This window comes from Streptomyces albireticuli, from assembly GCF_021228125.1.
GTDB lineage: Bacteria > Actinomycetota > Actinomycetes > Streptomycetales > Streptomycetaceae > Streptomyces > Streptomyces albireticuli.
Genome location: NZ_JAJQQS010000003.1, coordinates 548363 through 572671, shown reverse-complemented (window position 1 = coordinate 572671; position 24309 = coordinate 548363). Strand labels below are relative to the sequence as shown.

Here is a 24309-nt window from a genome sequence, read left to right as displayed (position 1 = left end):
GGCAGGGCAAGGTGGAGGCGTGACGATGGGTGAGCGGGAGAACGTGTACGACGTCCTGGTGGTCGGTTCGGCCAACGCGGATCTGACGGTCCGGGTGGACCGGCGGCCGGGCGCGGGCGAGACGGTGCTCGGTACAGACCTGGTGGAGTCGGCCGGTGGCAAGGGGGCCAATCAGGCCGCCGCGGCGGCCCGGCTCGGGGCGCGGACGGCGCTGCTGGCGAGGGTCGGTGACGACGCTTTCGGCGAGCTGCTCCTCAAGGGGCAGCGCGCGGCCGGTGCCGATGTGCGGCACGTGCGGGTGGAGAAGGGCGCCCGGACGGGCACGGCGTTGATCGTGGTCGGGCCGGACGGGGACAACACCATCGTGGTGTCGCCGGGGGCCAACGCCCGCCTCTCCCCCGCCGATGTGACCGGGGCGCGGGAGGTCGTCGCCGCCTCGGCCGTCGTCTCGCTCCAGCTGGAGGTACCGCCGGAGACGGTGCGGGCGGCGGTCGAGGTCGCGCGGGAGACCGGCACCCGGGTGGTGCTGAACCCGTCGCCGACGCCCGCGGAGCTGGAGCCGGAACTCCTCGCGGCGGCCGATCCCCTGGTCGTCAACGAGCACGAGGCGCGGCAGCTGTCGGGGCTCGCCGGCGGCGGGCCCGAGGAGTGGGCCCGCGCGCTGCGGGAGCGGGGCGCCCGGTCGGTCGTGGTCACGCTGGGCGGCGACGGGGCGCTGGTCCTGGACGCCGGTCCGGGGGCGGGGCGTACCGCCGCGCCGGGCGTGGAGCCGGGTGCCGGACCGGCGGGGGACGAGGTGGTGCGGGTGCCGGGCGTCCGGGTGCGGGCCGTGGACACGACGGGTGCCGGTGACGCCTTCACCGGCGCGCTGGCCACCCGGCTGGCGCGCGGGGCGTCGCTGGCCGGGGCGGCGCGCTACGCGGTGCGGGTCGGCGCCGCCTCGGTGACCCGGCCGGGCGCGCAGCCCTCGTACCCGGCGGAGGGGGAACTCCCGGACGGAGAGGGCTCTTTCGCGTAGTCGTCCGATATCCGGCCACGCGTTTCCTCCCACGGGACGGAATGGCGCTTTCTGGCGGGTGACGCCGTGTCGGCGGGCGGTCGCTCCGCGATACGGTCGGCGGCGAGGTGAACGCGGCGCCGGGCGGGACGGGTGAGGGGGATCCCCGCGCGGTGGGCTGCGCCCGATTCGACCTGGAGGACCCATGTTCCGTGACCGTCCCCGCCGCACGATGGGCATCGCCGCAGCCGCGGTGGCCGCCGCCGGTGCCGTGACGTTCAGCGTGCTGTCCCTGCAACCCGCCGCGGCTGACGGGGAGAAGGAGCTCCGGCTGACCACGGTGCGGAAGGTCGACACCCAGCCCGAGCACCCCAAGACCGGTGACAGCTGGGCGACCTACTTCGATCTGCACACCACCACGGTCGGCCGCGACGGCCGGGAGACCACGGGCCGGCGCGTCGGTGACGCCGGCGACCGGTGCGACGTGGTGCTCGCCCGCTACGAGGGTGTGGTCACCCAGTGCCAGCGGGTGCTGCGGACCGACGCCGGCACCCTCGTCCTGACGTCCATGAGCGACCGTTTCGGCCGTGGCCCCTACCCCGTGACCGCGGCCGTCACGGGTGGTACGGGCAGCTACGCGGGCGCGGTCGGCGAGGCCCGCGTCACCCTCGACGGCGACCGGGCGTCGTACCGCATCCAGCTGCGCGGCTGAGCCCCGCGCCCGTCCTCCGCCCCGCCCGGTCGGGGCCGCACGGTCAGGACCGCCCGGTGACGCGGGCGATGAGCAGGGCCACGTCGTCCTGGTCGTTGCCGTCGCGCAGGGTGGTCAGCAGGAGGTCGCACGTCGCCTCCAGATCGCGCGGGGCGGCGTCGAGGACGGCGAGCAGCGCTTCGAGGCGGACGTCGATGTCCTGGTCCCGCGTCTCGACCAGCCCGTCGGTGTACAGCACGACGGCGTCGCCCGGGCCCAGCCGGACGCCGACGCTCTCGAAGGGGACGCCGCCCACCCCGAGCGGGGCACCGGCCGGCATCTCCAGCAGGGCGGGCCGGGCACCGGGGCGGACCAGGACGGGCGGGAGGTGGCCGGCGTTGGCGGCACGGCAGATCCCCTCGCGCGGGTCGTACACCGCGTAGAGGCAGGTGGCGATCATCTGGTCCAGACCACTGGCGGTGTGGTCGAGGTGGTGCAGCACCCGCGCCGGGTCCAGGTCCAGCTGGGCGAGCGTACGGGCGGCGGTGCGCAGCTGGCCCATGGCCGCGGCGGCGTTGATGCCGCTGCCCATGACGTCACCGACCACGAGGGCGCTCCGGTCGCCGGACCGGGGGACGACGTCGAACCAGTCGCCGCCGACCTGGCCGGCGGTGCCCGCGGGCTGGTAGCGGTAGGCGATCTCCAGGCCCACCAGGTGCGGCGGCCGCTGCGGGAGCAGGCTGCGCTGGAGGGTGAGGGCGGTGGCGCGCTCGCGCTGGTACCAGCGCGCGTTGTCGATGCAGACGGCGGCGCGGGCGGCCAGCTCCGAGGCGAGGGCGACGTCGTCCTCGCTGAAGGGTCTGGGGTTGGTGAGCCGCTTGAGGTCCAGGGCGCCGAGCACCTCGCCCCGGGCGATCAGCGGCACGGCGAGGTAGGAGTGCAGCCCGGCACCGGCCAGCAGCCCGGCCGCGGTCTCGTCGCGGGCGATGCGCGGCAGGTCCGCCGGGCGCACGTACGGGAGGTGGACCGGCCGGCCGGTGCTGACACAGCGGGTGACGAGCCGGTCGGCGGCGTACCGCGCGATCTGCCCCGGCGGGTCGGCGGCGCGTACGGCCTCGGAGGCGTCGGCCGAGGCGACGGCAAGCGCCCGGAAGACCGCGGACCGGCCCTGCGGCGCGGCGCGGTCGCCGCCCAGGACGGTGTCGAGGACGTCGACGGCGGCGACGTCGGCGAGCCCGGGCACCACGGTGTCGGCGAGCTCGCGGGCGGTCTGGTCGAGGTCGAGGGTGGTGCCGATGAGCACGGAGGCCTCGGCGATGAGCGCGGTGCGGCGGCGGGCCTCGGCGTTGACGCGGTAGCGGTCGGTGACGTCCACCACGGAGGTGGCCAGACCGATCGTCCGGCCCGCGGGGTCGTCCAGGCGGTAGTACGAGATCAGCTGGGCCTGGTCCTCGGCCGCGCCGCCGCCCTCGCGGCCCACGGCGAAGCGGTCCAGCTGCGGGGTGCCCGTCGCCAGGACCTCGCGCATCGCCGCCTCGATCCCGGCGGCGTCCGCGAGCGGCAGCGCCTCGCCGACCCGGCGGCCGAGGTGGTCCTCGGCGGGCAGGCCGTGCATGCGCTCCAGGGCGGGGTTGACCATCACGTACCGCAGGTCGGTGTCCAGGACGGCGACGCCGATCGGGGACCGGTCGACCAGTTGCAGGGAGAGCGCCAGGTCGCGCTCGACGCGCCGCAGGACCCGCTGGTCGGTGGCCATGCCGAGGGCGTAGAAGCGGCCGCCCTCGTCCTCCAGGCGCATGTTGCGGAACTCGACGAGGAGGGTGGAGCCGTCCTTGTGCCGGGCGGGGAAGACGCCGGCCCAGGACTCGCCGCCCCCCATCACCTTGGCGAACAGTTCCAGGATGGCCTCGAGGTCCTCCTCGACGACCAGCAGCCGGGCCCCGTAGCGGCCGAGGGCCTCGGCGGCGGTCCAGCCGAAGAGCGCCTCGGCCTGCGGGCTCCACAGCACGATCCGGCCACGCTCGTCGAGGACCACGGCGGCCACGCTCAGGAGGTCCAGCAGCCCGCCGGGCTCGTAGGGGGCACCCGCGGCCCGGGCGTCTCCCGACCGGGAGCCGTCGGCGTCGGTCGTCCCCATCGGGTCCTCCTTCCGCCCGCGGAGAGGGTGCGCAGCCCCGCGCCGTCGGACCCGGACCGGTGTCCGCCCCGTGTGCGCCGTGGCGACTTCCATGGTCTCTCCGAACCGGCCCACCGCGCAGCCCGCTGCACACGGCCGTCGTGCCCGCAACCGGAGGAGGGGCCGGCGCGCGTGCGGAGGCGGGCCGGGCTACGGGAGGGGGAGGGTGAACCAGACGGTCTTGCCGTTCCCGGAGGCGTGGTGGCCCCAGCGGGCGGCGATCTGCTCGACGAGCCACATCCCGCGCCCGTTCTCGCTGTCCGGGTCGGCCTCGCCGCAGCGCGGCAGCCGGCCTCCGGCGTCGGTGACCTGGGCGACGAGGTGTCCCTGGCCCCGGGTGAGGAGGAGCTCGATGCCGGCCGTGCCGGGGACGTGCACGACGGCGTTGGTGACGATCTCGGAGAGCAGCAGCGCGGTGTCGTCCGCCAGCTCGTCCAGTCCCCATTCGGCCAGCAGCCGCGTCGCGAAGCCGCGGGCGGCGGAGACCGAGCCGGTGGTGGCGGGCAGCGAGACGGAGCCGGAGGGGTGGCCGGGCACGGACGGGAGGTGCGGGGCGTGCAGCCGGGCGCGGCCGGGCGGGCTGTGCATGCACAGCGGGATGCCCGGGCCCCAGGGGCTCACGGGTCTCCGGGGCGGGACGAGCCGGTCGGCGACGGGCTCGGGGGCGCCGGTGGGGACGGCGCCGACCGCGGGTGCGGTACTCACGGTGTCGCGGCTGATAGCAGGCATGGGGCTCACGTGCGATCGAAGTAGCACGAAGGGCGCGGGGGCGGGAACTCTCTCCGACGCCGGTACGGTCCTGCGGGGGGGTTCTCTTTCGGGCCGTCTTGTCTTCGCGTGGTTCCCCCCACATTCGCGCGCTTTTCGCCAGAGGTCTATACCCCGATGGTCACCGGCGTGCTGCGGAGCGCTATCTCCGCAGGTGGGGCGGGATCAGGCGGGGATAAAGTCCTTCAGGCCCGAGGCAGCGACGCCGGTCGGCCGGACAGCGGTGCGCCGGGAACGGGAGGGCGGGCCCGCCTCGGCCCGCGGGTCCGCCCTCCCTGCCGCACCGGTCCGTCCGCCGGCCGCCTACGTCCTCGGCTTCGGGCACTCCTTCCAGGCCAGGTGGTAGACGGTGTTGATGTCACCGTCGGTGGAGTCCATGGCCATGAAGCTGTTGGTCTTGGACGGGTCCGAGGTGCCGGCGTTGACCCTCAGCTCGGTGTTGATGTTGAAGTTGCGTCTCTCGCCACAGGGCGCCCAGACCAGCGCCGCCACGTCGACCCGGTCCGTCGACTGCCAGTTGTCGTTGTACGCGCCCTTGAAGTTGTGGATGATCGGGACCGTCTGGGAGGAGCCCTGGAAGTAGTACGAGGCCTTCTGCTGCGCCGTCGCGCCGGACTCCAGCTTCGCGTAGCCGCGGTAGTCCGCGCTGGCGATGGCGTAGGTGAAGCCCTGGGGCACGTGCACGATCAGGTTGAGCTGGCAGTTCTTACGGAAGTCCGTCGGCTTGGAGCCCACGCCCACCTGGGCCAGGTACTCGCTGTAGGTGACGGTGAAGGCCGTGTTGTCGGGCGAGACGGCCACCGCGGCGGTGCCCGCGGGACAGCCCGAGCCGTTGACGGTCGCGACCTCGATCACGATCTTGTCCGGTGGGGGGTTGACGATCACCGATGCGTCGAACGTGGACATCGGCGTGGCGAACAGGGCCGCGATCGCGGCACCCGCGAAAAGACCGCCGGGCATGGTGTCTCCTATCCATGGTCCTGGGAACGAGCGACTGGGCGCGGGCCGGGGTAGCCGGGAGCGAGTGCGTCCCGGTGGGTGAAGGCGCGACATTTGAAGTCATGCCCATGACAATGAACTCTCCAACGGCCCGTGGGACGGGGAGCGTTCGAATCGTAGGAGGCGCCAACCCGGTCCGCCAGAGCATGGGCAGGTCATCCATGCCGATGGCTCGTAATGACGCCTCCCACCTCCGTCATTTGGCGGAGAGCTCGGGGAACGCGTGGCTCAAGTGGACACAGAGCATGGAGATGAGCACTGCGGCCATGATCACTCCCACGCATCCGAAGACGTCGCGCAGGGTGCTCGCCAGGGGTCCCATCGGTTCGGGGGGCAGTTCCCGCGGGGCGGCCGGGCCGCCGTCAGGTCTGGACGGGCTGTGCATGGGCAGAACCGTTGCGCCGTGCGCGGTCGGGGGCCGTCCGGGCCCCGGGGGCCTCGGAGTAGGGGGACAGGCCGGCGCCGATGCCGTACTGGGCGGCCTGGAGTTCGTACATCGTGCGGTACAGGCCGCCCTCGACGGCCATCAGCTCCTGGTGCGTGCCCTTGCCGACCAGCCGGCCCCGGTCGAGGACGTAGATGAGGTCGGCGGTCGCGGTCGCGGCGAGGCGGTGGGTGATCAGCAGTACGGTCGTGCCGTCGTCGGCCAGCGAGCGCAGCGAGCGGAACGCGTCGGCCTCGGCCTTCGGGTCGAGGGCGGAGGTGGGCTCGTCCACGATGAGCAGCGGCGCGCGGCGGTAGCGGGCGCGGGCGCTGCCGAGCCGCTGCCACTGCCCACCGGAGATCTGGGTGCCGCGCTCGAAGCCCTTGAGCACCAGGCTGTCCCAGGTGTACGGCAGGGAGGCGACGACGTCGGCGGCGTCGGCCTCGGCGGCGGCGCGGTCGATGCGGGCCTGGTCCAGCGGCTGCCCGGAGCGGCCGATGTGGATGTTGGCGCGGGCCGTCATGGGCCAGCGGGGGAAGTCCTGGGAGAGCACGGCGACCCGGTCGAAGAGCTGGTCGCGGTCGCCGTCCCGGACGTCCACGCCGTTCCAGGACAACCGCCCGGAGGTGGGCAGGTAGAGCCCGGCGACCAGCTTGGACAGGGTGGTCTTGCCGGAGCCGTTGGCGCCGACGAGGGCGACGACCTTCCCCTGCGGGATGGCCAGGCTGATGTCGCGCAGGGCCGGAGCGGCCGCGTCGGGGTAGGAGAAGGTCACCTGCTCCAGGCGGATCTCCTCCGCCCCGCCCGCGAGCGGGGTCCCGCCGGTGGGGATGGCCTGCCGCTCGGCGGCGTCGCACGCCTCCTCCAGGTCGCCGAGGTACATGGCTTCCTCGTAGAGCCGGTTGACCTGGGTGACCAGCGAGGTGAGACCGGCGCCCGCGCCCCGCACGGCGATGACGGCGGTGCCGGCGACGGCCAGGGGCATGCCGCCCGAGGCCAGCAGCAGCCACAGCACTCCGTAGGCCGCGACGGCCGCGAGCCCGGACAGGGCGGAGGACGCGCTCTGGGTGGCGGCCTGCGCGCGGGCGAGGCGCGACGCCTCCCGCTCCATGCTCCGGGACATGTCGTCGTAGGCGTCGACGAGCATGCGGCCGGCTCCGTGCACCCGGATCTCGGCGGCGCAGTCCTGGGCGGTGAGCGTGGAGGTGATCACCGAGATGGCGCGCCGGTGCTCGATCCAGACGTGGCGGGAGGCGTACTGCCGCCGGGCGGAGACGACGGCGCCCCAGCCCTTGGGGGCGGCGATCAGCAGCAGCATGCCGACCAGGGCCGGGTGCAGCAGCAGCAGGACGCCGGCGGCGGCGAGCAGTCCGATCAGGGCGTTGACCACCGTCACCGAGGAGCTGAGCATCATCCGCACGGAGTCCGTGCCGAAGCGGCCGGCGTCGAGGAGGCGGTGGAACTCCTTGTTCTCCAGGGCCGCGAGCTCGACCCGGACGGCGGCCCGGTAGAACCGGGCGGTGCACGCCCGCTCCACCTTGGGCTCCAGCTGCCCGGCGGCGGCGACGGATACGGCCGACAGCAGGGCGGAAGCGGCGGCGACGAGGGTGACGCCCAGCAGCGCGGGCAGGGCGTGGCGCAGCCGCTCGGGCGTGGGACCGGCGGAGAACAGGGCGACGAGAGCGTGGTTGGTGGCGACCAGACCGAAGGCCCGTGCCACCCCCTGCCCCAGCTCGGCGCCCAGGAGGGTGAGCAGCGCCGCGGGGTCCTCGCGCCAGGCGGCGCGCGCCACGGTGGCGACCATCGCGGGGAACCGTCGCGCCATGGCCCAGAACGACATGCGCAGCAGCGGCCGCCCGTGGTTCACGAAGGGGCTCTCGAACCGCAAGGGGCCGCCGAACAGCAGGAGTTCACTGCCGGAAACGGGGATGTCATGGGCGGTCCGCCGCCCCAGGAGCGTCACCACGTCCCCGGCCCGGGGCCCGCCGTGACGATGGCCGGGAGCTCCGGCGCGACGGCCTCCGGGACCCGGGGGGCGCGGACTCGTAGCTCTTTTCGGGCGGACATGGCGCCTCCAGGGGTCGTCGGACGAAGTGAGGTGGGTGCGGCTCCCGTTCTCGGGCAGGGGTACGGCCCAGGGGCGCGCGGAAGCCGCTGGTCACGGCGACGCGCCGAAGGAGGAGGAGTCGGGCTCGGGGGTGATGAACGGCCTCCGGGGGGACGGTGATCCAGTCCGATACCGTCCGATACCGTCGGCGAACGCAGCGGCCCGGCGCCCGTTTCCGGACAGGAAGGACTCTATCTCCCCCCGGACTCGGGGCAGTTCGGCATCCCCCAGTTACCTGCTGACGGTTCACTCGTTCAGGTATAAATCGAGCCCGGACCCTTTTCGGGGTCCGGGCTCGCGGCGGAGGCGTGGAATGATCACCTCTCGGCCGGGTTCTACGCGGGGGCGTGCCCCCGCCGGGGTTCCTCGGTTCTCGCTGGTTCCCGTTCGACCCTCGGCTCTCGTCCGGCCCTTGGTTCTCGTCCGGCCCTCGCGCCTCGTTCAGTCCTCGCGCGACGAATCCGGCAGCCGGCGGAGCTTCAGCGGAGTGCGCTTGCCGTACGCGTAGTCCAGCATCCTGGCCGCGTCGGGGTAGCGGCGGTCGAAGGCGTCGTTCAGGATGACGCCGATCACGGTCCGGCCGTCGCGGCGCGCGGCGAAGACCAGGCAGGGCCCCGCGCCCGAGGTGGTGCCGGTCTTCACCCCGATCACGTCGCGGTAGGAGCCCAGCAGCTTGTTGGTGTTGTACCAGGTGTAGAGGCGGTTGACGTTGGTCGCCTTCTGCTGGGTGCTCATCGCGCCGATGACCTGCCGGAACGTCCCGTCACGCAGCGCGTGCCGGGCGAGCCTCGCCAGGTCACGCGGCGTGGTCCAGCTGCCGCCGCGCGAGGAGATGCCGTCGAAGGAGTCGTACTTGGTGTTGCGCAGGCCCAGCTGCGCCGCCCGCCGGTTCATCTTGCCGATGAACGACTTGGTGCGCGCGGCGTCGCCGCTCCCGCTGCCGAAGGAGTCGGCGAGGGCGTACGCGGCGTCGCAGCCGGAGGGCAGCATCAGCGCGTAGAGCAACTGACGGACCGTCAATTTGTCCCCGGTCCGGAGGTCGGCGGTGCTGGCCTCGGTGCGCGTGACGTAGTCGCGGTAGGCCTGCTTGACGGCTACGGGCCGGTCGAGGTCCACACCGGGGGTGTCCAGCACCACCACGGCGGTCATGATCTTGGTGGTGCTCGCCATCTGCCGCCGGACGTCGGGGGCCTTGGACCACAGGGCCCGGTCGGTGCCGCCGTCGAGCAGGTACGCGCCCTTCGCGGCGATTCCCGACGGGCCGTGCGCGGCCTCCGCCACGGGCGCCGGAAGGGCGGCGAGGGCGGTGGCGGCCGTCGCCGTCAGCAACGCCCCCCAGCGGCTCCGCTTGCCGGCCGGTGCTCCCCCAGATCGCTGCATGCAGGCTCCATTTCCTCGTGGTGCGGGTCAGGGAGAGCGCATCGTCGCACCCGTCCCGGCCCGTCGGGAAATCCGAACCACTAACGGATGAGCGGGACTTCAGGGGCTGACCGGGAGGGGGGTGACGCACGGGGCGACGGGGGGTGGCGGGCGTACGGTCACCCGTCCACCCCGCGCCTCACCGCCCGCCACTCCCGCCGCTCCCGCCACCAGGCCCGTCGCCGGTCGGCCCCGGCGGTTCGACCGGGCACGCCGGGGGCGCGCCCTCGGCGTCACTTCCCGACGTCGGTCATCCCCCAGAAGACCAGCACCTCCTGGATCAGCCCGTCGCCGCCGACGCTGATGACGTCCACGCAGGGGATCTCCATGCGCGGCCCGTCCTTCTTCCCCAGCTGGTTGAGCCTGCCGACCAGCGGCAGGGCGACCCGCACACCGTCCTGGGCGGCGACGATCGGACCGGTCCTGATCTCCGACTTCGCGTCGATCACCGAGGTCAGGTACTCCCGGAGCGCCTCGTGGCCGATCCGCGGCGGACCACCGACCGGGTCCTCCATCCGGATGTCGGGCGACAGCATCTCCATGACCTTGTCGATGTCACCGTCGTTGAGATGCCGGAAGTACGTCTCCACTACCTTCTTGCGCGCCTCCTCGTCGAGCAGCTCCACCCCTTCGACGGCGGCCCAGTTGGTGACGTTCTTGCCGGCGAGGGCCTCGCCGAGGACGGCCACGGGGTTGGTGTCCAGCCAGTACCGGTCCTTGCGGAAGGCGTAGGTGGGCAGTTCCACCTGCTCCCCTTCGGCACCGGCGGCCGTCAGCACGCGCCGCCAGTCCACCGGCACGCCCCGGACGTGCGCGCGCCAGGGCCGCCAGCAGCCCGGCCACGGCACCGCCCGGCGCGTCGAGCGCCCCGGCTTCCATCGCGACGCCGACGTCGTCGCCGCGCAGCCCGGGCGCGCCGTCGGCGGGTGCCACGGCGGTGTCGCGCTCCAGCCAATAGGCCGCGTCGGCCATCCGGGCCGTCTCCAGCGGTTCACCGGTCACGGAGCACACCAGGGGCAGCTCCGCCTCGCGCGGGCGCACCTTGCGCACCGCGCGGTGGAAGTCCTCGACCGCCGTGCCGCGCACGCCGGCCGACTCCAGCAGCCGCCCGACGGCCACGACGAGGACGGCGGCGTCCTCGGCGGTGAGCGCGCCGGCCACCAGGGCCGCCGCGATCTCGCCGCCGCCGTGCCCGGCCACCCCCTCGGGGCTCAGCCCGAGTTCACCCAGCAGGCCGGCCAGCGCGACCTCTTGGGCGTATCCGGCGGCCGTACGGGCCGCGGGGCCGGCCAGGGCGGCGGAGAAGACGGCGTCCCGGGCCGGGGTGCCGAGGTGGGCGTCGAGGTGGGCGCACGCCGCGTCGAGCGCGTCGGCGAAGGCCGGGAAGGTCTCGTAGAGCTCCTTCGCGACGGCGCCCTGTCCGACGGGCGGCCCGGCGGGCGCGGCCCCCCGGAACACGAACACCGGCCGCGCCGCGCCCGGCGCCTCGCCGCGCGTCGTACGTTCCAGCGGGTCGCCGCACTCCAGGGCGGCGAGACCGGCGAGCAGCCCCGCGCGGTCCGCCGCGAGGAAGGCGGCCCGGTGCTCGAACGCCGACCGTCCGGTCGCCAGCGACCACGCCACGTCGGTGACCGTCAGGGCGGGCCGCGAGGCGACCGATTCCCTCACCCTGCGGGCCTGTTCGCGTACTCCCTCGACCGTACGGGCCGACAGCAGCACCGGCACGGGGAGCGGGGCGGAGGCGGGGACCGGGGGCAGCGCCGGGCCGGTGGCGGGGGCTCGGCCGGGCCCCTGCCCAAGGCTCCGCTCAGCACTCAGCCCAGGGCCCTGCTCGGGGCTCTGCTCAAGGCTCAGCCCGGGACTCATCCCAGGGATCCGCTCGGAACTCCGCTCAGGGCTCTGCCCAGGGCTCTGCTCAGGGCTCTGCTCGACGATGAGGTGCACCTTCGTGCCGCCGGCCGCGAACGACGACACCCCGGCCCGGCGCGGCCGGCCCGTCTCCGGCCACGGCACGGTCTCCGACAGCAGCGACACCCCGCCCGAGGCCCAGTCGACCTCCGGGGACGGCGCGTCGGCGTACAGCGACTTCGGCAGCACGCCGTGCCGCATCGCCAGCACCATCTTGATGACGCCCACCAGCCCGGAGGCCGCCTGCGGGTGACCGATGTTGGACTTGACCGTGCCCAGCCACAGCGGCCGGCCGGCGGGGCGGCCCCGGCCGTACGTCGCCTGGAGGGCCTGCGCCTCGATCGGGTCGCCCAGCGGGGTGCCCGTGCCGTGCCCCTCGACGGCGTCGACCTCGTCCGCCTCCAGCCCCGCGCTCGCCAGCGCCGCGCGGATCACCCGCTGCTGAGAGGGACCGTTGGGGGCCGACAGGCCGTTGCTCTCCCCGTTGTGGTTCACGGCCGAGCCCCGGACGACGGCCAGGACGGGGTGACCGAGCCGGCGCGCGTCCGAGAGCCGCTCGACCATCAGCATCGCGGCGCCCTCGCCCCAGCCCGTGCCGTCGGCGGCGGCGGAGAACGCCTTGCAGCGCCCGTCGGGCGCCATGCCGCCCAGGTCGAGGGGGGCCGTCGGGCTGGACAGCACGGTCACCCCGCCCACCAGCGCGGACGCGCACTCGCCGCGGTTCAGCGCCTGGCACGCGAGGTGCAGCGCGACCGCCGACGAGGAGCAGCCGGTGTCCACGGTGAACGTGGGCCCTTCGAGGCCGAGGAGGTACGCCACCCGGCCGGAGGCGAACGTCGGCGTCACCCCGGTACCGAGGTAGGGCTTCACCTCCTCGGAGATCCTGTTCGACCCGGCCCAGTAAGGCTGGAAGAACGTACCGACGTACACGCCCGTGCTACCGCCCCGGAGCGTGCGCGGGTCGACGCCGGCCCGTTCCACGGACTCCCACGCCATCGTCAGCAGCAGCCGCTGCTGCGGGTCCATGGCCAGCGCCTCCGCGGCGGACAGACCGAAGAACTCCGGGTCGAACACGGCGGGGTCGTCGATGAACCCGCCCTTGCGGAGCCAGCTGCCGCCGGGGAAGTCGACGCCGAGCTCGGTCAGCCGCTCCACGGCGCCCCACCCCCGGTCGCCGGGCAGGTCGGACACCACGTCACGGCCCTCGACGACCAGCCGCCACAGGTCGTCCGGCGACTCCACCCCGCCGGGCAGACGGCAGCTCATGCCGACGATGGCGATCGGTTCGTCGCCGACGGGGGCGGACGCTCCCGGGGAGGCCGGACCGGCGGCCGGACCGGCGGCCGTCAAGGCGCCGTCCTGCTGCTCGCCGACGAGCTCGGCGCGCAGGTGGCGGGCCACGGCGGCGGGGCTGGGGTGGTCGTAGACCAGCGACGCGGGCAGCCGCAGCCCGGTGGCGGCCCCCAGCCGGTTGCGCAGCTCGACCGCGCTGAGGGAGGTGAAGCCCAGCTCCTGGAACTGCCGGTCCCGTTCGACGGCGTCCGCGGAGTCGTGCCCCAGCACGGCCGCCGCGTGCGCGCGGACCAGGTCGAGCAGGACGCGGTGCTGCTCCCCCGGCGACCGCCCGGTGAGTCGCCCGACGAGCTCGGACCGGGACCCGCCGTCCTCTTCCCCCGCCTCGCCGCCGGCCCGTACGGGGTTCCGCGCCTCGGGCAGTTCGTCCAGGAACGGGCGCGGGCGGGCGGCGGTGAAGACGGCGGCGAAGCGCTCCCAGTCCATGTCGGTGACGGACAGGGCCGTCTCGTCGCGGTCGAGGGCCTGTTGCAGCGCGGAGATCGCGAGCCCGGGGTCCATCGACCGCAGTCCGAGCCGGCCGAGCGCCTCCTCGACGCCCTCCTGGCCCGCCACCATGCCCGCGCCGCCCCACATGCCCCAGGCGATGGAGGTGGCGGTGGCGCCCCGGGCGCGGCGGCGCTCGGCGAGCGCGTCGAGATGGGCGTTGGCGGCGGCGTACGGGCCCTGGCCTCCGCCGCCCCAGACCCCGGCGTTGGAGGAGAAGAGGACGAAGGCGTCGAGGGCGTCGCCCTCGGCTTCGGCGGCCGACAGCAGTTCGTCCAGGACCTCGGCCCCGGTGACCTTGGCCGCCAGGGTCTCGGCGAGGTCGGCGGGCACGGCGCCGTCGAGGGTCGTGAAGCGGCCGGGGACGCCGGCGGTGTGGATCACGGCGCGTACGGGCGAACCGTCCTCGCGCAGCCGGGTGAGCAGGGCGGAGACCTGATCGCGGTCGGCGATGTCACAAGCGGCGAGGGTCACACGAACACCCAGCGCCTCCAGTTCCGCACGGAGTACGTCCGCACCCGGCGCCTCCGGTCCACGGCGGCTCGTCAGGACCAGATGCCCGGCACCACGCGACGCCAGCCACCGCGCCACATGACCACCGAGACCACCCGTACCACCCGTGACCAACACCACCCCGGAAGACGACGGCTTCCAATCCCGCACCTCCGGCGACTCCGCCAACGGCGCCCGGACCAGGCGGCGTACGAACACACCCGACGCCCGGACCGCAAGCTGGTCCTCGTCACCCAGACCGGCGAGCACGGTGCCCAGGCGGCCCGCGGCGCGGGCGTCGAGGGCGTCGGGGAGGTCGACGAGCCCGCCCCAGCGCTCGGGGTGTTCGAGCCCGGCGACCCTGCCCAGGCCCCACACCTGTGCCTGCGCGGGATGCCGGGCCCGGTCGGCGGCGCTCACGGAGACCGCGCCGCGCGTGGCGCACCACAGGCGGGCGGCGACTCCGGCGTCCCCCAGTGCCTGGAGGAGCGTGAGGGTTCCCGCGGTACCGGAGGGCACGGTGGGGTGGTACGAGGGCGTGCCGGCCGGGTCATCCTCGCCGGGCAGCGCCAGCAGCGACAGTACGCCGGTGACCTCGCCACCGCCCTTGGCCGCCCGCCGCAGTTCCCCGGCCCAGGCACCACGGTCCGGACGCGCGACGTCCAGGGCGACCACCCGTACCTCGGCACCGGCCGCCGCGAGGGCGTCGACGGCCCAGGTGTGGTCCGTCGTCGTGGTGGGCACGACGAGCAGCCAGCCGGCCCCGGCGAGGACGGCACCGGGCGCCACCGGGACCGGCACCGGGCGCCACGCCACCTTGTACCGCCAGGAGTCGACGGTGGAACGGTCACGGCGCTGCCTGCGCCACGCGGCGAGGGCCGGGACGAGTACCTGGAGCGCCTTACGGGCCTCGGGGTCGGTGGCGGCGCCGGCACCCGCGCCGGTGCCCTCGGGCCCCGGGTCCAGGGTGCGCGCGAGCTCTTCCAGATCCTCCTGTTCCACGGCCTCCCAGAAGCGGGCGTCCAGCGCGTCGGAGGCGACGGCGTCCGTGTCGTGTGCCCCGGCCGCCTCGGAGGCGGGGTGGGACGGCGAGAGCCAGTAGTGCTTGCGTTGGAAGGCGTAGGTGGGGAGTTCCACGCGGCGGGCGCCGGGAAGGACCGTCGTCCAGTCGACGGGGACGCCATGGGTGAATGCCTCGGCGGCGGAGAGGAGGAACCGGTCCCAGCCGCCCTCGTCCCGGCGGAGCGAACCGACAGCGGCGCCGGGCAGGTCACCGTCCTCGATCGTCTCCAGCACACCCGTCGTCAAAACCGGATGCGCCGACGACTCCACGAACACGCCATAACCCTGAGCGAGAAGAGAACGAGTCGCCGCCTCGAACTCCACCGGACGGCGCAAATTCTCAAACCAGTACGACGCGTCCAACCCCGCCGTATCCACCCAGTCACCCGTCACCGTCGAGAAGAACGGTATCCGGGACGTCACCGGGCTGACGGGCTTCAGCGCTTCGAGGAGTTCCCGTCGGACGGGGTCCACGTGCGGCGAATGAGAGGCGTAGTCGACGGGGACCCGGCGGGCGCGGATCCCCGTCTTCTCGCACGCGGCGAGGAATTCCTCCAGTGCGTCCGCGTCACCGCTGACGACGGTGGAGGACGGACCGTTCGCCGCCGCGACACCGATCCGTTCCGCCCACGGGGACAGCAAATCTTCCACCCGCGCCCGGCCGGCCGCGACCGACACCATGCCGCCGAGACCCGCGACCTTCCGGATGGCCCGGCTACGGAGGGCGACGACGCGGGCGGCATCGTCCAAGGACAAACCACCGGCTACGCACGCCGCCGCGATCTCCCCTTGCGAGTGACCGACGACCGCACCCGGCTCGACACCGAGAGAACGCCACACCTCGGCGAGGGAGACCATCACCGCGAACAGGACAGGCTGAACGACGTCCACCCGCTCCAGCAACTCCTCAGAGCCCTCACCCCCGCGCAGGACCTCCCCCAACGACCAGTCCACGTAAGGAGAAAGCGCCCGCTCACACTCCGCGATCCGCCCGGCGAACACCGGCGACGAGTCCAGAAGACCCACCGCCATCCCCACCCACTGCGAACCCTGCCCCGGAAACACCAGCACCGGACGCACACCACCGCGCGCGACACCCGACACCACCCCCGCACCAGGGGCACCTTCGGCCAGCGCCTCCAAACCCTTCAGAAGCGCTTCCCTGCCATTTCCGAGGACCACGCCCCGGTGCTCCATCGACGCACGCGCCGTCACCAGCGAGAAACCCACATCCACCGGATCCAGCCCCGGGCGTTCGGTCACATACGCCAGAAGCCGCGATGCCTGGGCCCGCAGGCCCTCCACGCTCCGGGCCGAGAGCGTCCACGGCACGACGGGGAGCGGATCGCGGCCGGCCGGCGCTTCCTCCGCCTGCCCCGCGTCCCCCGGGGCCTCCTCGACGATCACGTGCGCGTTGGTCCCGCTGATGCCGAACGAGGACACCCCGGCCCTGCGGCGTCCGCCGGGTCCCACCGGCCAGTCCCGCGCCTCGTCCAGCAGTGTCAGCCCGCCCGCCGACCAGTCCACGTGCGGCGACGGCTCCTCCGCGTGCAGCGTCCTCGGCAGGACCTTGTGCCCGAGCGCCATCACCATCTTGATCAGGCTGGCGACCCCGGCGGCGGCCTGGGGGTGGGCGAGGTTGGACTTCACGGAGCCGAGCCACAGCGGCCGGTCCGCCGGACGGCCCCGGCCGTACGTCGCCTGGAGCGCCTGCGCCTCGATCGGATCACCCAAAGGCGTCCCCGTACCGTGCGCCTCGATCACATCGATCTCGTCGGGCGTGAGACCGGCGTTGGCCAGGGCCGCGCGGATCACCCGCTGCTGGGAGGGGCCGTTGGGGGCGGTGAGGCCGTTGCTGGCGCCGTCCTGGTTGACGGCGGTGCCACGGATGACCGCGAGCACGGGGTGGCCGTTCCGGCGGGCGTCGGAGAGGCGTTCCACGAGGACGAGGCCGGCGCCCTCACCCCAGCCCGTGCCGTCGGCGGACGCCGAGAACGCCTTGCAGCGCCCGTCCGGGGACAGGGCGCGCTGGCGGCTGAACCCGACGAACGTGCCCGGGTTCGGCAGCACCGCGACGCCGCCGGCGAAGGCCAGCGAGCACTCGCCCTGCCGCAGCGACTGGACGGCGAGGTGCAGGGCGACCAGCGAGGACGAGCACGCCGTGTCCACCGTCACCGCCGGGCCCTCGAAGCCGTAGGTGTAGGCGATCCGGCCCGAGAACACGCTGCCCGCGCTGCCCGTCATGAAGTGGCCTTCGACGCCGGCCGGGACGTCCGGTACGCCCGCCGCGTAGTGCCGGGTCACGTAGTCCGAGGTGATGCCGCCGGTGAAGACGCCGACGGGCCGGCCGCGCAGCGAGTCCGGGGCGATACCGGCCCGTTCGAGCGCTTCCCAGGAGATCTCCATCAGCAGCCGCTGCTGGGGGTCCATGGCGAGGGCCTCGCGCGGCGAGATGCCGAACAGCTCGGCGTCGAACTCGGCCGCGTCGTAGAGGAACGCGCCCTCGCGGACGTACGACTTGCCCTGCGCCTCCGGGTCCGGGTCGTAGAGGGTGGTGAGGTCCCAGCCCCGGTTGCCGGGGAGGCCGGACACCGCGTCGCGCCCCTCGCTCACCAGGCGCCACAGGGCTTCCGGGGAGTCGGCGCCGCCGGGGAAGCGGCACGCCAGGCTGACCACAGCGACGGGTTCCCGGGCGGCCGCCGACAGCTCGTGGTTCCGCTTGCGGAGGCGCTCGTTCTCGGTCAAGGACGCCCGCAGCGCCTCGACGACCTTCTCGGAGGATGTGCTCATGCCCGGTCCGTCCCTTCGGTGTCCGTCGGTGTGCCGCTCTCTCCGAGTGCGATGCGGACGAGGTCGTCCACGTCCATCGCCGCGAGCGCGTGTCCCTCGGGGGCGGGCGCGTCGCCCGGGTGGGGTGCGGCCGTGGTGCCCTGACCGGCGAGTCCGAGCAGCGTGTCCAGGAGGCCCGCCGCCCTGAGCCGGTCCAGCGGGATGGAGGCGATGGCCTGCCGCATCCCGGCCTCGTCTCCTGGAGCCGCGGGCGTTCCCGGTCCGTCGTAGCCGTCGTGGCCGCCGTGGCCGTCGCCTCCGCCGTCGGGTCCGGGCGCCAGGTCGTCCAGGATGTGGCGGGCGAGGGCGTTCGGCGTGGGGTAGTCGAAGACGAGGGAGGCCGGCAGCCGCAGCCCCGTGGCGCCGTTGAGGAGGTTGCGCAGTTCGACCGCGGTCAGCGAGTCGATGCCCATGTCCTGGAAGGAGCGGCCGGGGTCGATGCCCGCGGCCGAGGTGTGGCCCAGGACGGCGGCGAGGTCCGCGCGGACGAGGTCCACGACGACGCGTTCCCGTTCCGCTCCGGTGAGCCCGCCGAGCCGCTCGGCGAGTGCCGGTCCCTCGGGCGCCGCGCCGGCACCGGCCACCGCGCGCCGGGCCGGGGCGCGGACGAGGTCGCGCAGCAGCGGCGGCAGCGTACCGGCGGCGGCCTGGGCCCGAAGGGCTGAGGTGTCGAGGCGGACGGTCACTTGCGCGGGCCGGGTGTCGTCGACGGCCGCGTCGAAGAGGGCCAGGCCCTGTCCGGTGGTGAGCGGGGCGAGGCCGGACCGGGCGATCCGGGAGCGGTCCTCGTGGCCGAGCCGTCCGGTCATGCCGCTCGCCTGTTCCCACAGGCCCCAGGCGAGCGAGTGACCGGGCAGTCCTCGCGCGGTGCGGTGGTGGGCGAAGGCGTCGAGGAAGGCGTTGGCGGCGGCGTAATTGCCCTGACCGGGACCGCCGAGGACGCCGGAGGCGGAGGAGTAGAGGACGAACTCGGCGAGGTCCAGGTGGCGGGTCGCCTCATGAAGGTTCACGGCCGCGTCCGCCTTCGCCCGGAACACCGCGTCGAGCCGTCCCGGGGTCAGCGCCCCGATGACGGCGTCGTCCGTCACACCCGCCGTGTGCACCACGGCGGTCAGCGGATGGGCGGCCGGAACCTTCGCGACCAGCTCGGTGACCGCCTCACCATCGGCCAGATCGCACGCCACGACGGAGACCTCCGCCCCCTCCTTCTCCAGTTCTGCGCGGAGCTCCTCCGCGCCGGGGGCGTCGGGTCCCCGGCGGCTCGTCAGCAGCAGGTGGCGCACCCCGCGATCGGTCACCAGATGGCGGGCCAGCAGCGACCCGAGCGTGCCCGTCCCGCCCGTCACGAGCACGGTGCCCTCCGGGCGGCGGGCAGGGGGCACGGTGAGGACGACCTTGCCGATGTGCCGGGCCTGGCTGAGATGGCGGAACGCCTCGGGGGCCCGCCGGATGTCCCACGTCGTCACCGGGAGGTGGGTGAACTCACCGGTCTCGAAGAGCCGTACGACCTCGGTGAGGATCTCCTGGAAGCGGTCCAGACCGGCGTCGAGCAGGTCGAAGGCGCGGTAGACGACGCCCGGGTACTCGGTGCCGATCCATTCGGGGTCGCGGACGTCGGCCTTGCCCATCTCGACGAACCGGCCGCCCTCACGCGGCATCAGCCGCAACGACGCGTCCACGAACTCCCCCGCCAGACTGTCCAGGACCACGTCGACGCCACGCCCGCCCGTCGCGTCGGTGAAGGCCGTCTCGAAGTCCGTCGTCCTGGACGAGGCGATATGCGCGTCGTCCAGCCCGGATGCCCGCAGCGTCTCCCATTTGGCCGGACTGGCCGTGCCGAAGATCTCCGCACCCAGATGACGGGCCACCTGCACCGCCGCCATCCCCACACCACCCGCCGCCGCGTGCACCAGCACCGACTCCCCAGCCACCAGACCCGCCAGATCCACCAGCCCGTAATAGGCGGTGGCGAAGACCGTGGGGACGGAGGCCGCCTGCTCGTACGTCCAGCCGCCGGGAACGCGTACGAGGGCCCGGCGGTCGGTGACCGTCGTCGGGCCGAAGGCCGAGGGGAGCATGCCCGTCACCCGGTCGCCGGGGGCCAGGTCCGTCACTCCGGAGCCCACCTCGGTGACGACTCCCGCCCCTTCTCCGCCCATGCGGGCCTCCCCCGGGTACATGCCGAGGGCGATGAGGACGTCCCGGAAGTTCAGCCCCGCCGCGCGCACGTCGACGCGCACGTCGAGCGGTCCCAGGGCATCCGGATCCGGCTCCGCGGGCACCAAGGCCAGGTTCTCCAGGGTGCCCGGGGCCGTCACGTCCAGCCGCCACGGCCCGTCGGCCGGGGGCACCAGCGTGCCGCCGGGGGCGGGCCGGGTCAGCCTGGCCACCAGGGCCTCGCCACCGCGCACGGCCACCTGCGGTTCGCCCGTGGCCAGGGCGAGGGGCAGCGCGTCGTCGATGCCGGTGGCGCCGTCCAGGTCGAGGAGGACGAATCGGCCCGGGTTCTCGGTCTGCGCCGCACGCACCAGACCCCACACCGCGGCCTGCGCCGGATCCGGCACCTCACCACCGGCCGCCACCGCGTTCCGGGTCACCACGACCAGGCACGATTCGGCGAACTTGACGTCGGACAGCCAATTCTGAAGTGCCGTCAACACCGTGGAGGTGGCGGCGCGGGCGGCACGGGGAAGGTCGGCGGTGGGCGGTACGGGATGCGGGGCGGGCTGCGGCAGGACGAGGAAGTCCGCGTCCGCGTCACAGTCCGCCACTCCCGCCAGGCCGTCTTCTCCGAGCAGGGTCCAGCGGTCCGGGGTGAGGGCGTCCGGGGCGGCGACCGCGCCGGTGGTGGCGGGCACCCAGTCGAGGACGTACGGCCGTGCCTTCTCCTCGCCCCGGACGCGCGCCAGCTGTTCCGGCGACATCTCGGGGATGAGCAGCCGTTCGACGGTCGCTATCGGGGCGCCTGTGAGGTCGGCGAGCTCGACCGTCACCGCGTCCGGGCCCGCGGGTGAGACCCGCACCCGGGCGGTGGCGGCCCCGGCCGCGTGGACGGAGACGCCGCTCCAGGCGAACGGCAGCCGCATGGAACCGCCGCTGTCGAAGAACGCGCCCGCACCGGCGGACTGGAGGGCCGCGTCCAGCAGGGCGGGGTGGAGGGTGAAGTCACCGGCCGTACGCCGCGCGTCCTCGGGGAGGGCGACCTCGGCGAACACCTCGTCACCGCGCCGCCAGGCCGCGCGGAGGCCCTGGAAGGTCGGCCCGTAGGCGTAACCGATGCGGGAGTAGACGTCGTAGAAGCCGTCCAGCGGCACGGCCGCGGCGCCCGGGGGCGGCCAGGTCCCGGCGGGCGAGGACGTCGGCGGCGCGGCGGCCGGGGCGAGGGTGCCGCGCACATGGCGGGTCCAGTCGTCGTCGGGCCCGGTCCGGGAGTGGACGTTCAGCTCGCGCCATCCGGCCTCGTCCTCGGGGCCGACCCTGACCTGCACGGTGACGCCGCCCTGGCGCGGTACCACCAGCGGGACTTCCAGGGTGAGCTCTTCCACGCGGCCGCAGCCGACCTCGTCGCCGGCCCGCAGCGCCATCTCCACCAGGCCCGCGCCCGGTACGAGCACGGTCCCGCTGATCTCGTGGTCGGCTAGCCAGGGGTGCGTGCGCAGCGAGAGCCGGCCGGTGAGCAGGGCGCCCTCGCCGTCCGCGAGCGGGACGGCGGCGCCGAGCAACGGGTGGCCGGCCGGGCCGAGACCCAACCGCTCGGGGTCGGTGGCGGTCCCTTCGGGCAGCCAGTAGCGCTGTCGCTGGAAGGCGTAGGTGGGGAGGCCGACTCGGCGGGCGCCGGGGAGAAGGGCGGACCAGTCGACGTCCGTGCCGTGCACGTAGGCGGTCGCCACGGCGGTGGTGAGGGTGAGCGGCTCGGGACGGTCCTTACGGAGGAGAGGAACGATGACGGAGTCTGGGCGGTGCTCGTCCAAGGTCTCCTGGGCGAGGGCGGTCAGGACGCCGTCGGGGCCCAGTTCAAGGAACGCGTCCGCGCCGTGGTCGGCGAGGGCCCGTATGCCGTCACCGAAACGGACGGCCTCACGGACGTGCCGCACCCAGTACTCAGGGAACGACAGCTCGCCCGGCTCGGCCAAGCGTCCCGAGATGTTGGAGACGACCGGGAGCCGAGGCTCGACGAAGGTGACCTGCTTCAGGACCTGCCGGAAGTCCTCCAGCATGGGATCCATGAGGGGCGAGTGGAAAGCGTGGCTCACATCGAGACGGCGCTTCTTGCGGTCGGGGAAACCTGCCACGACCGCTTCGACACTGGCAGATTCCCCCGACAGCACGACCGAGCGCGGGCCGTTCACGGCGGCGATGCCGACGCGGTCCTCGAACCCGGACCCGGACAGCGCCTGCCGGGCCTCGTCCTCGGTGGCCTGCACCGCCACCATCACCCCACCGGCGGGAAGAGCCTGCATCAACCGGCCACGCGTGTTCACCAGCAGCGCCGCGTCCTCCAGCGAGAACACCCCCGCCACATACGCCGCCACAACCTCACCGATCGAATGCCCGATCAGGAAATCCGGGCATATCCCCCAGCTCTCCACCAGCCGGAAGAGTGCTACTTCGAAGGCGAAGAGCGCCCCCTGAGCGAACTCCGTACGCCCCAGCCGCTCCCCGTCGTCGAACACGTCCCGGGACAGCCCGAGAGCGCCGCACGCCTCGTCCAGCGCCGCCGCGAACACCGGATAAGCCTCGGCCAGTTCCCGGCCCATCCCCACGCGCTGCGCACCCTGACCCGAGAACAACAACGCCACCCGCCGCTGCCCCCGAGCCACCCCACTCACCACACCACCAGCAGCACCCTCATCCCCCAGTCCCGCCAGCAACTCCTCCCGCCCCTCACCCAGCACCACCACCCGATACTCAAGAGCAGTCCGCGACACCCCAAGCGAGAAACCCACATCCGCCACGTCCAGCCCGGGCCGCGCCTCGACGTGCGCCCGCAGGCGCGCGACCTGGGCCCGCAGGCCCTCGGGCGAGCGCGAGGAGAGCGTCCACGGCACCACCGGGCGGTACGGCGCCCGTTCGGCCGCCGAAGGCGCGCTGCGGGAGCCTTCCGCTTCCGGCGCCTGCTCCGGCGCCTCCTCCGGTGCCTGCTCCGGCGCCTCTTCCCGTGCCTGCTCGACGATGACGTGGGCGTTCGTCCCGCTGATCCCGAACGACGAGACCCCCGCGCGCCACGGCCTGTCCACCTCGGGCCACGGGCGGGCCTCCGTCAGGAGTTCCACCGCGCCCGCGGACCAGTCGACGTTCGCGGAAGGGCCGTCGACGTGCAGTGACTTCGGGATCAGTCCGTTGCGCATGGACAGGACCATCTTGATGACGCCCGCCGCACCGGCCGTCGCCTGGGTGTGCGCGATGTTCGACTTCACCGACCCCAGCCACAACGGCCGGTCGTCCGGCCGGCCCTGGCCGTACGTCGCGAGCAGCGCCTGCGCCTCGATCGGATCACCCAGCGTCGTCCCCGTACCGTGCGCCTCCACCACATCCACCTCGTCCGGCGACAACCGGGCGTTGGCGAGGGCCGCGCGGATGACACGCTGCTGCGACGGCCCGTTCGGCGCCGTCAGACCACTGCTCGCGCCGTCCTGGTTGACGGCGCTGCCCCGGATCACCGCCAGCACCTCATGCCCGTTCCGACGCGCGCCCGACAACCGCTCCAGCAGCAGCAGTCCGACGCCCTCGCCCCAGCCCGTCCCGTCGGCCGCGTCGGCGAACGGCTTGCAGCGGCCGTCCGGGGCGAGCCCGCGCTGGCGGCTGAAGCCGACGAACGGATACGGGTTGACCAGGACGGACACCCCGCCGGCCAGGGCCATCGAGCACTCGCCCTGGCGGAGCGCCTGGCTCGCCAGGTGCATGGCCACCAGCGACGACGAGCACGCGGTGTCCACGGTCACCGCCGGTCCCTCCAGCCCGAGGACGTAGGCGATCCGGCCGGACAGCACGCTTGAGGAGCCGCCGGTGATGGCGTAGCCCTCCGCGCTGTCGGGTACCTGCCGGGCCGCGGACACGTAGTCGGACCAGGCGGCGCCGGCGAACACCCCGATGTCCCTGCCGCGCAGCGAGGCCGGGTCGACGCCCGCGCGTTCGAAGGCCTCCCAGGCCGCCTCCAGCAGCATGCGCTGCTGCGGGTCCATCGAGACGGCCTCGCGCGGCGAGATCCCGAACAGCTCCGCGTCGAACTCCGCGGCTCCGTGGACGAAGGCGCCCTCCCGCGCGTATGTCTTCCCCGTCGCGTCCGGGTCGGGGTCGAACAGTTCCTCCAGCGGCCATCCACGGTCGTCGGGGAATTCCGTCACGGCGTCCCGGCCGTCGGCGAGCAGCCGCCAGAAGTCCTCGGGGGACTCCACACCGCCGGGGAGCCGGCAGCTCATGCCGACGATCGCGACGGGTTCCCGGGACCTGGCCTCGGCGGCGTTCAGGCGCTGCCTGGTCCCGGAGAGATCCGCGGTGACACGTTTGAGGTATTCACGGAGCTTGTCTTCCACGCCGGCCATACGAATTCGTCTCCTACGGGATTCAGGTTCCGTTCAGGGGCCACGAAGTGCGCCGA

General features: G+C 73.9%; 11 protein-coding genes. 2 read left to right on the top strand and 9 right to left on the bottom strand.

What is annotated here, in order from left to right:
- Positions 1-25 precede the first annotated feature (25 nt).
- Both LUZ64_RS06970 and LUZ64_RS06965 read left to right on the top strand, forming a co-directional pair.
- Positions 26-1018 (top strand): ribokinase, encoded by a 993-nt coding sequence (locus tag LUZ64_RS06970; protein ID WP_095581058.1) that lies wholly within the window; start codon positions 26-28, stop codon positions 1016-1018.
- A gap of 184 nt (positions 1019-1202) precedes the next feature.
- Positions 1203-1709 carry a hypothetical protein gene (locus tag LUZ64_RS06965; RefSeq protein WP_095581059.1) on the top strand — a complete coding sequence of 169 codons (507 nt, stop codon included), beginning with the start codon at positions 1203-1205 and terminating at the stop codon, positions 1707-1709.
- Positions 1710-1752: 43 nt separating this feature from the next.
- Here LUZ64_RS06965 and LUZ64_RS06960 read toward each other — a convergent pair whose 3' ends face one another.
- The 9 genes from LUZ64_RS06960 to LUZ64_RS06920 form a co-directional block, all read right to left on the bottom strand.
- The gene (locus tag LUZ64_RS06960) at positions 1753-3825 is read right to left on the bottom strand and encodes a SpoIIE family protein phosphatase (protein ID WP_095581060.1); all 2073 of its coding nucleotides are present in this window, start codon (positions 3823-3825) and stop codon (positions 1753-1755) included.
- Positions 3826-4014: 189 nt separating this feature from the next.
- Positions 4015-4569 carry an ATP-binding protein gene (locus tag LUZ64_RS06955; RefSeq protein ID WP_170116730.1) on the bottom strand — a complete coding sequence of 185 codons (555 nt, stop codon included), beginning with the start codon at positions 4567-4569 and terminating at the stop codon, positions 4015-4017.
- A 366-nt stretch (positions 4570-4935) separates the two neighbouring features.
- Positions 4936-5592 carry a DUF4360 domain-containing protein gene (locus LUZ64_RS06950; RefSeq protein ID WP_095581062.1) on the bottom strand — a complete coding sequence of 219 codons (657 nt, stop codon included), beginning with the start codon at positions 5590-5592 and terminating at the stop codon, positions 4936-4938.
- A gap of 235 nt (positions 5593-5827) precedes the next feature.
- The gene (locus tag LUZ64_RS06945) at positions 5828-6016 is read right to left on the bottom strand and encodes a hypothetical protein (RefSeq protein WP_143593092.1); all 189 of its coding nucleotides are present in this window, start codon (positions 6014-6016) and stop codon (positions 5828-5830) included.
- Positions 5994-8021 carry an ABC transporter ATP-binding protein gene (locus LUZ64_RS06940; protein ID WP_232389743.1) on the bottom strand — a complete coding sequence of 676 codons (2028 nt, stop codon included), beginning with the start codon at positions 8019-8021 and terminating at the stop codon, positions 5994-5996. The genes LUZ64_RS06945 and LUZ64_RS06940 overlap by 23 nt, the downstream gene beginning before the upstream one ends.
- Positions 8022-8603: 582 nt before the next feature.
- Entirely contained in the window at positions 8604-9542 is a 939-nt protein-coding gene (locus LUZ64_RS06935; RefSeq protein ID WP_095581063.1) for a D-alanyl-D-alanine carboxypeptidase family protein, read from the bottom strand.
- Between the two features lie 272 nt (positions 9543-9814).
- Positions 9815-10117 (bottom strand): nuclear transport factor 2 family protein, encoded by a 303-nt coding sequence (locus LUZ64_RS06930; RefSeq protein WP_232389845.1) that lies wholly within the window; start codon positions 10115-10117, stop codon positions 9815-9817.
- Positions 10118-10136: 19 nt separating this feature from the next.
- Positions 10137-17672: a type I polyketide synthase gene (locus tag LUZ64_RS06925; protein WP_232389744.1), complete on the bottom strand. Its 7536-nt coding sequence runs from the start codon at positions 17670-17672 to the stop codon at positions 10137-10139.
- Entirely contained in the window at positions 17669-24244 is a 6576-nt protein-coding gene (locus LUZ64_RS06920; RefSeq protein WP_372471947.1) for an SDR family NAD(P)-dependent oxidoreductase, read from the bottom strand. The genes LUZ64_RS06925 and LUZ64_RS06920 overlap by 4 nt, the downstream gene beginning before the upstream one ends.
- Positions 24245-24309 lie beyond the last annotated feature (65 nt).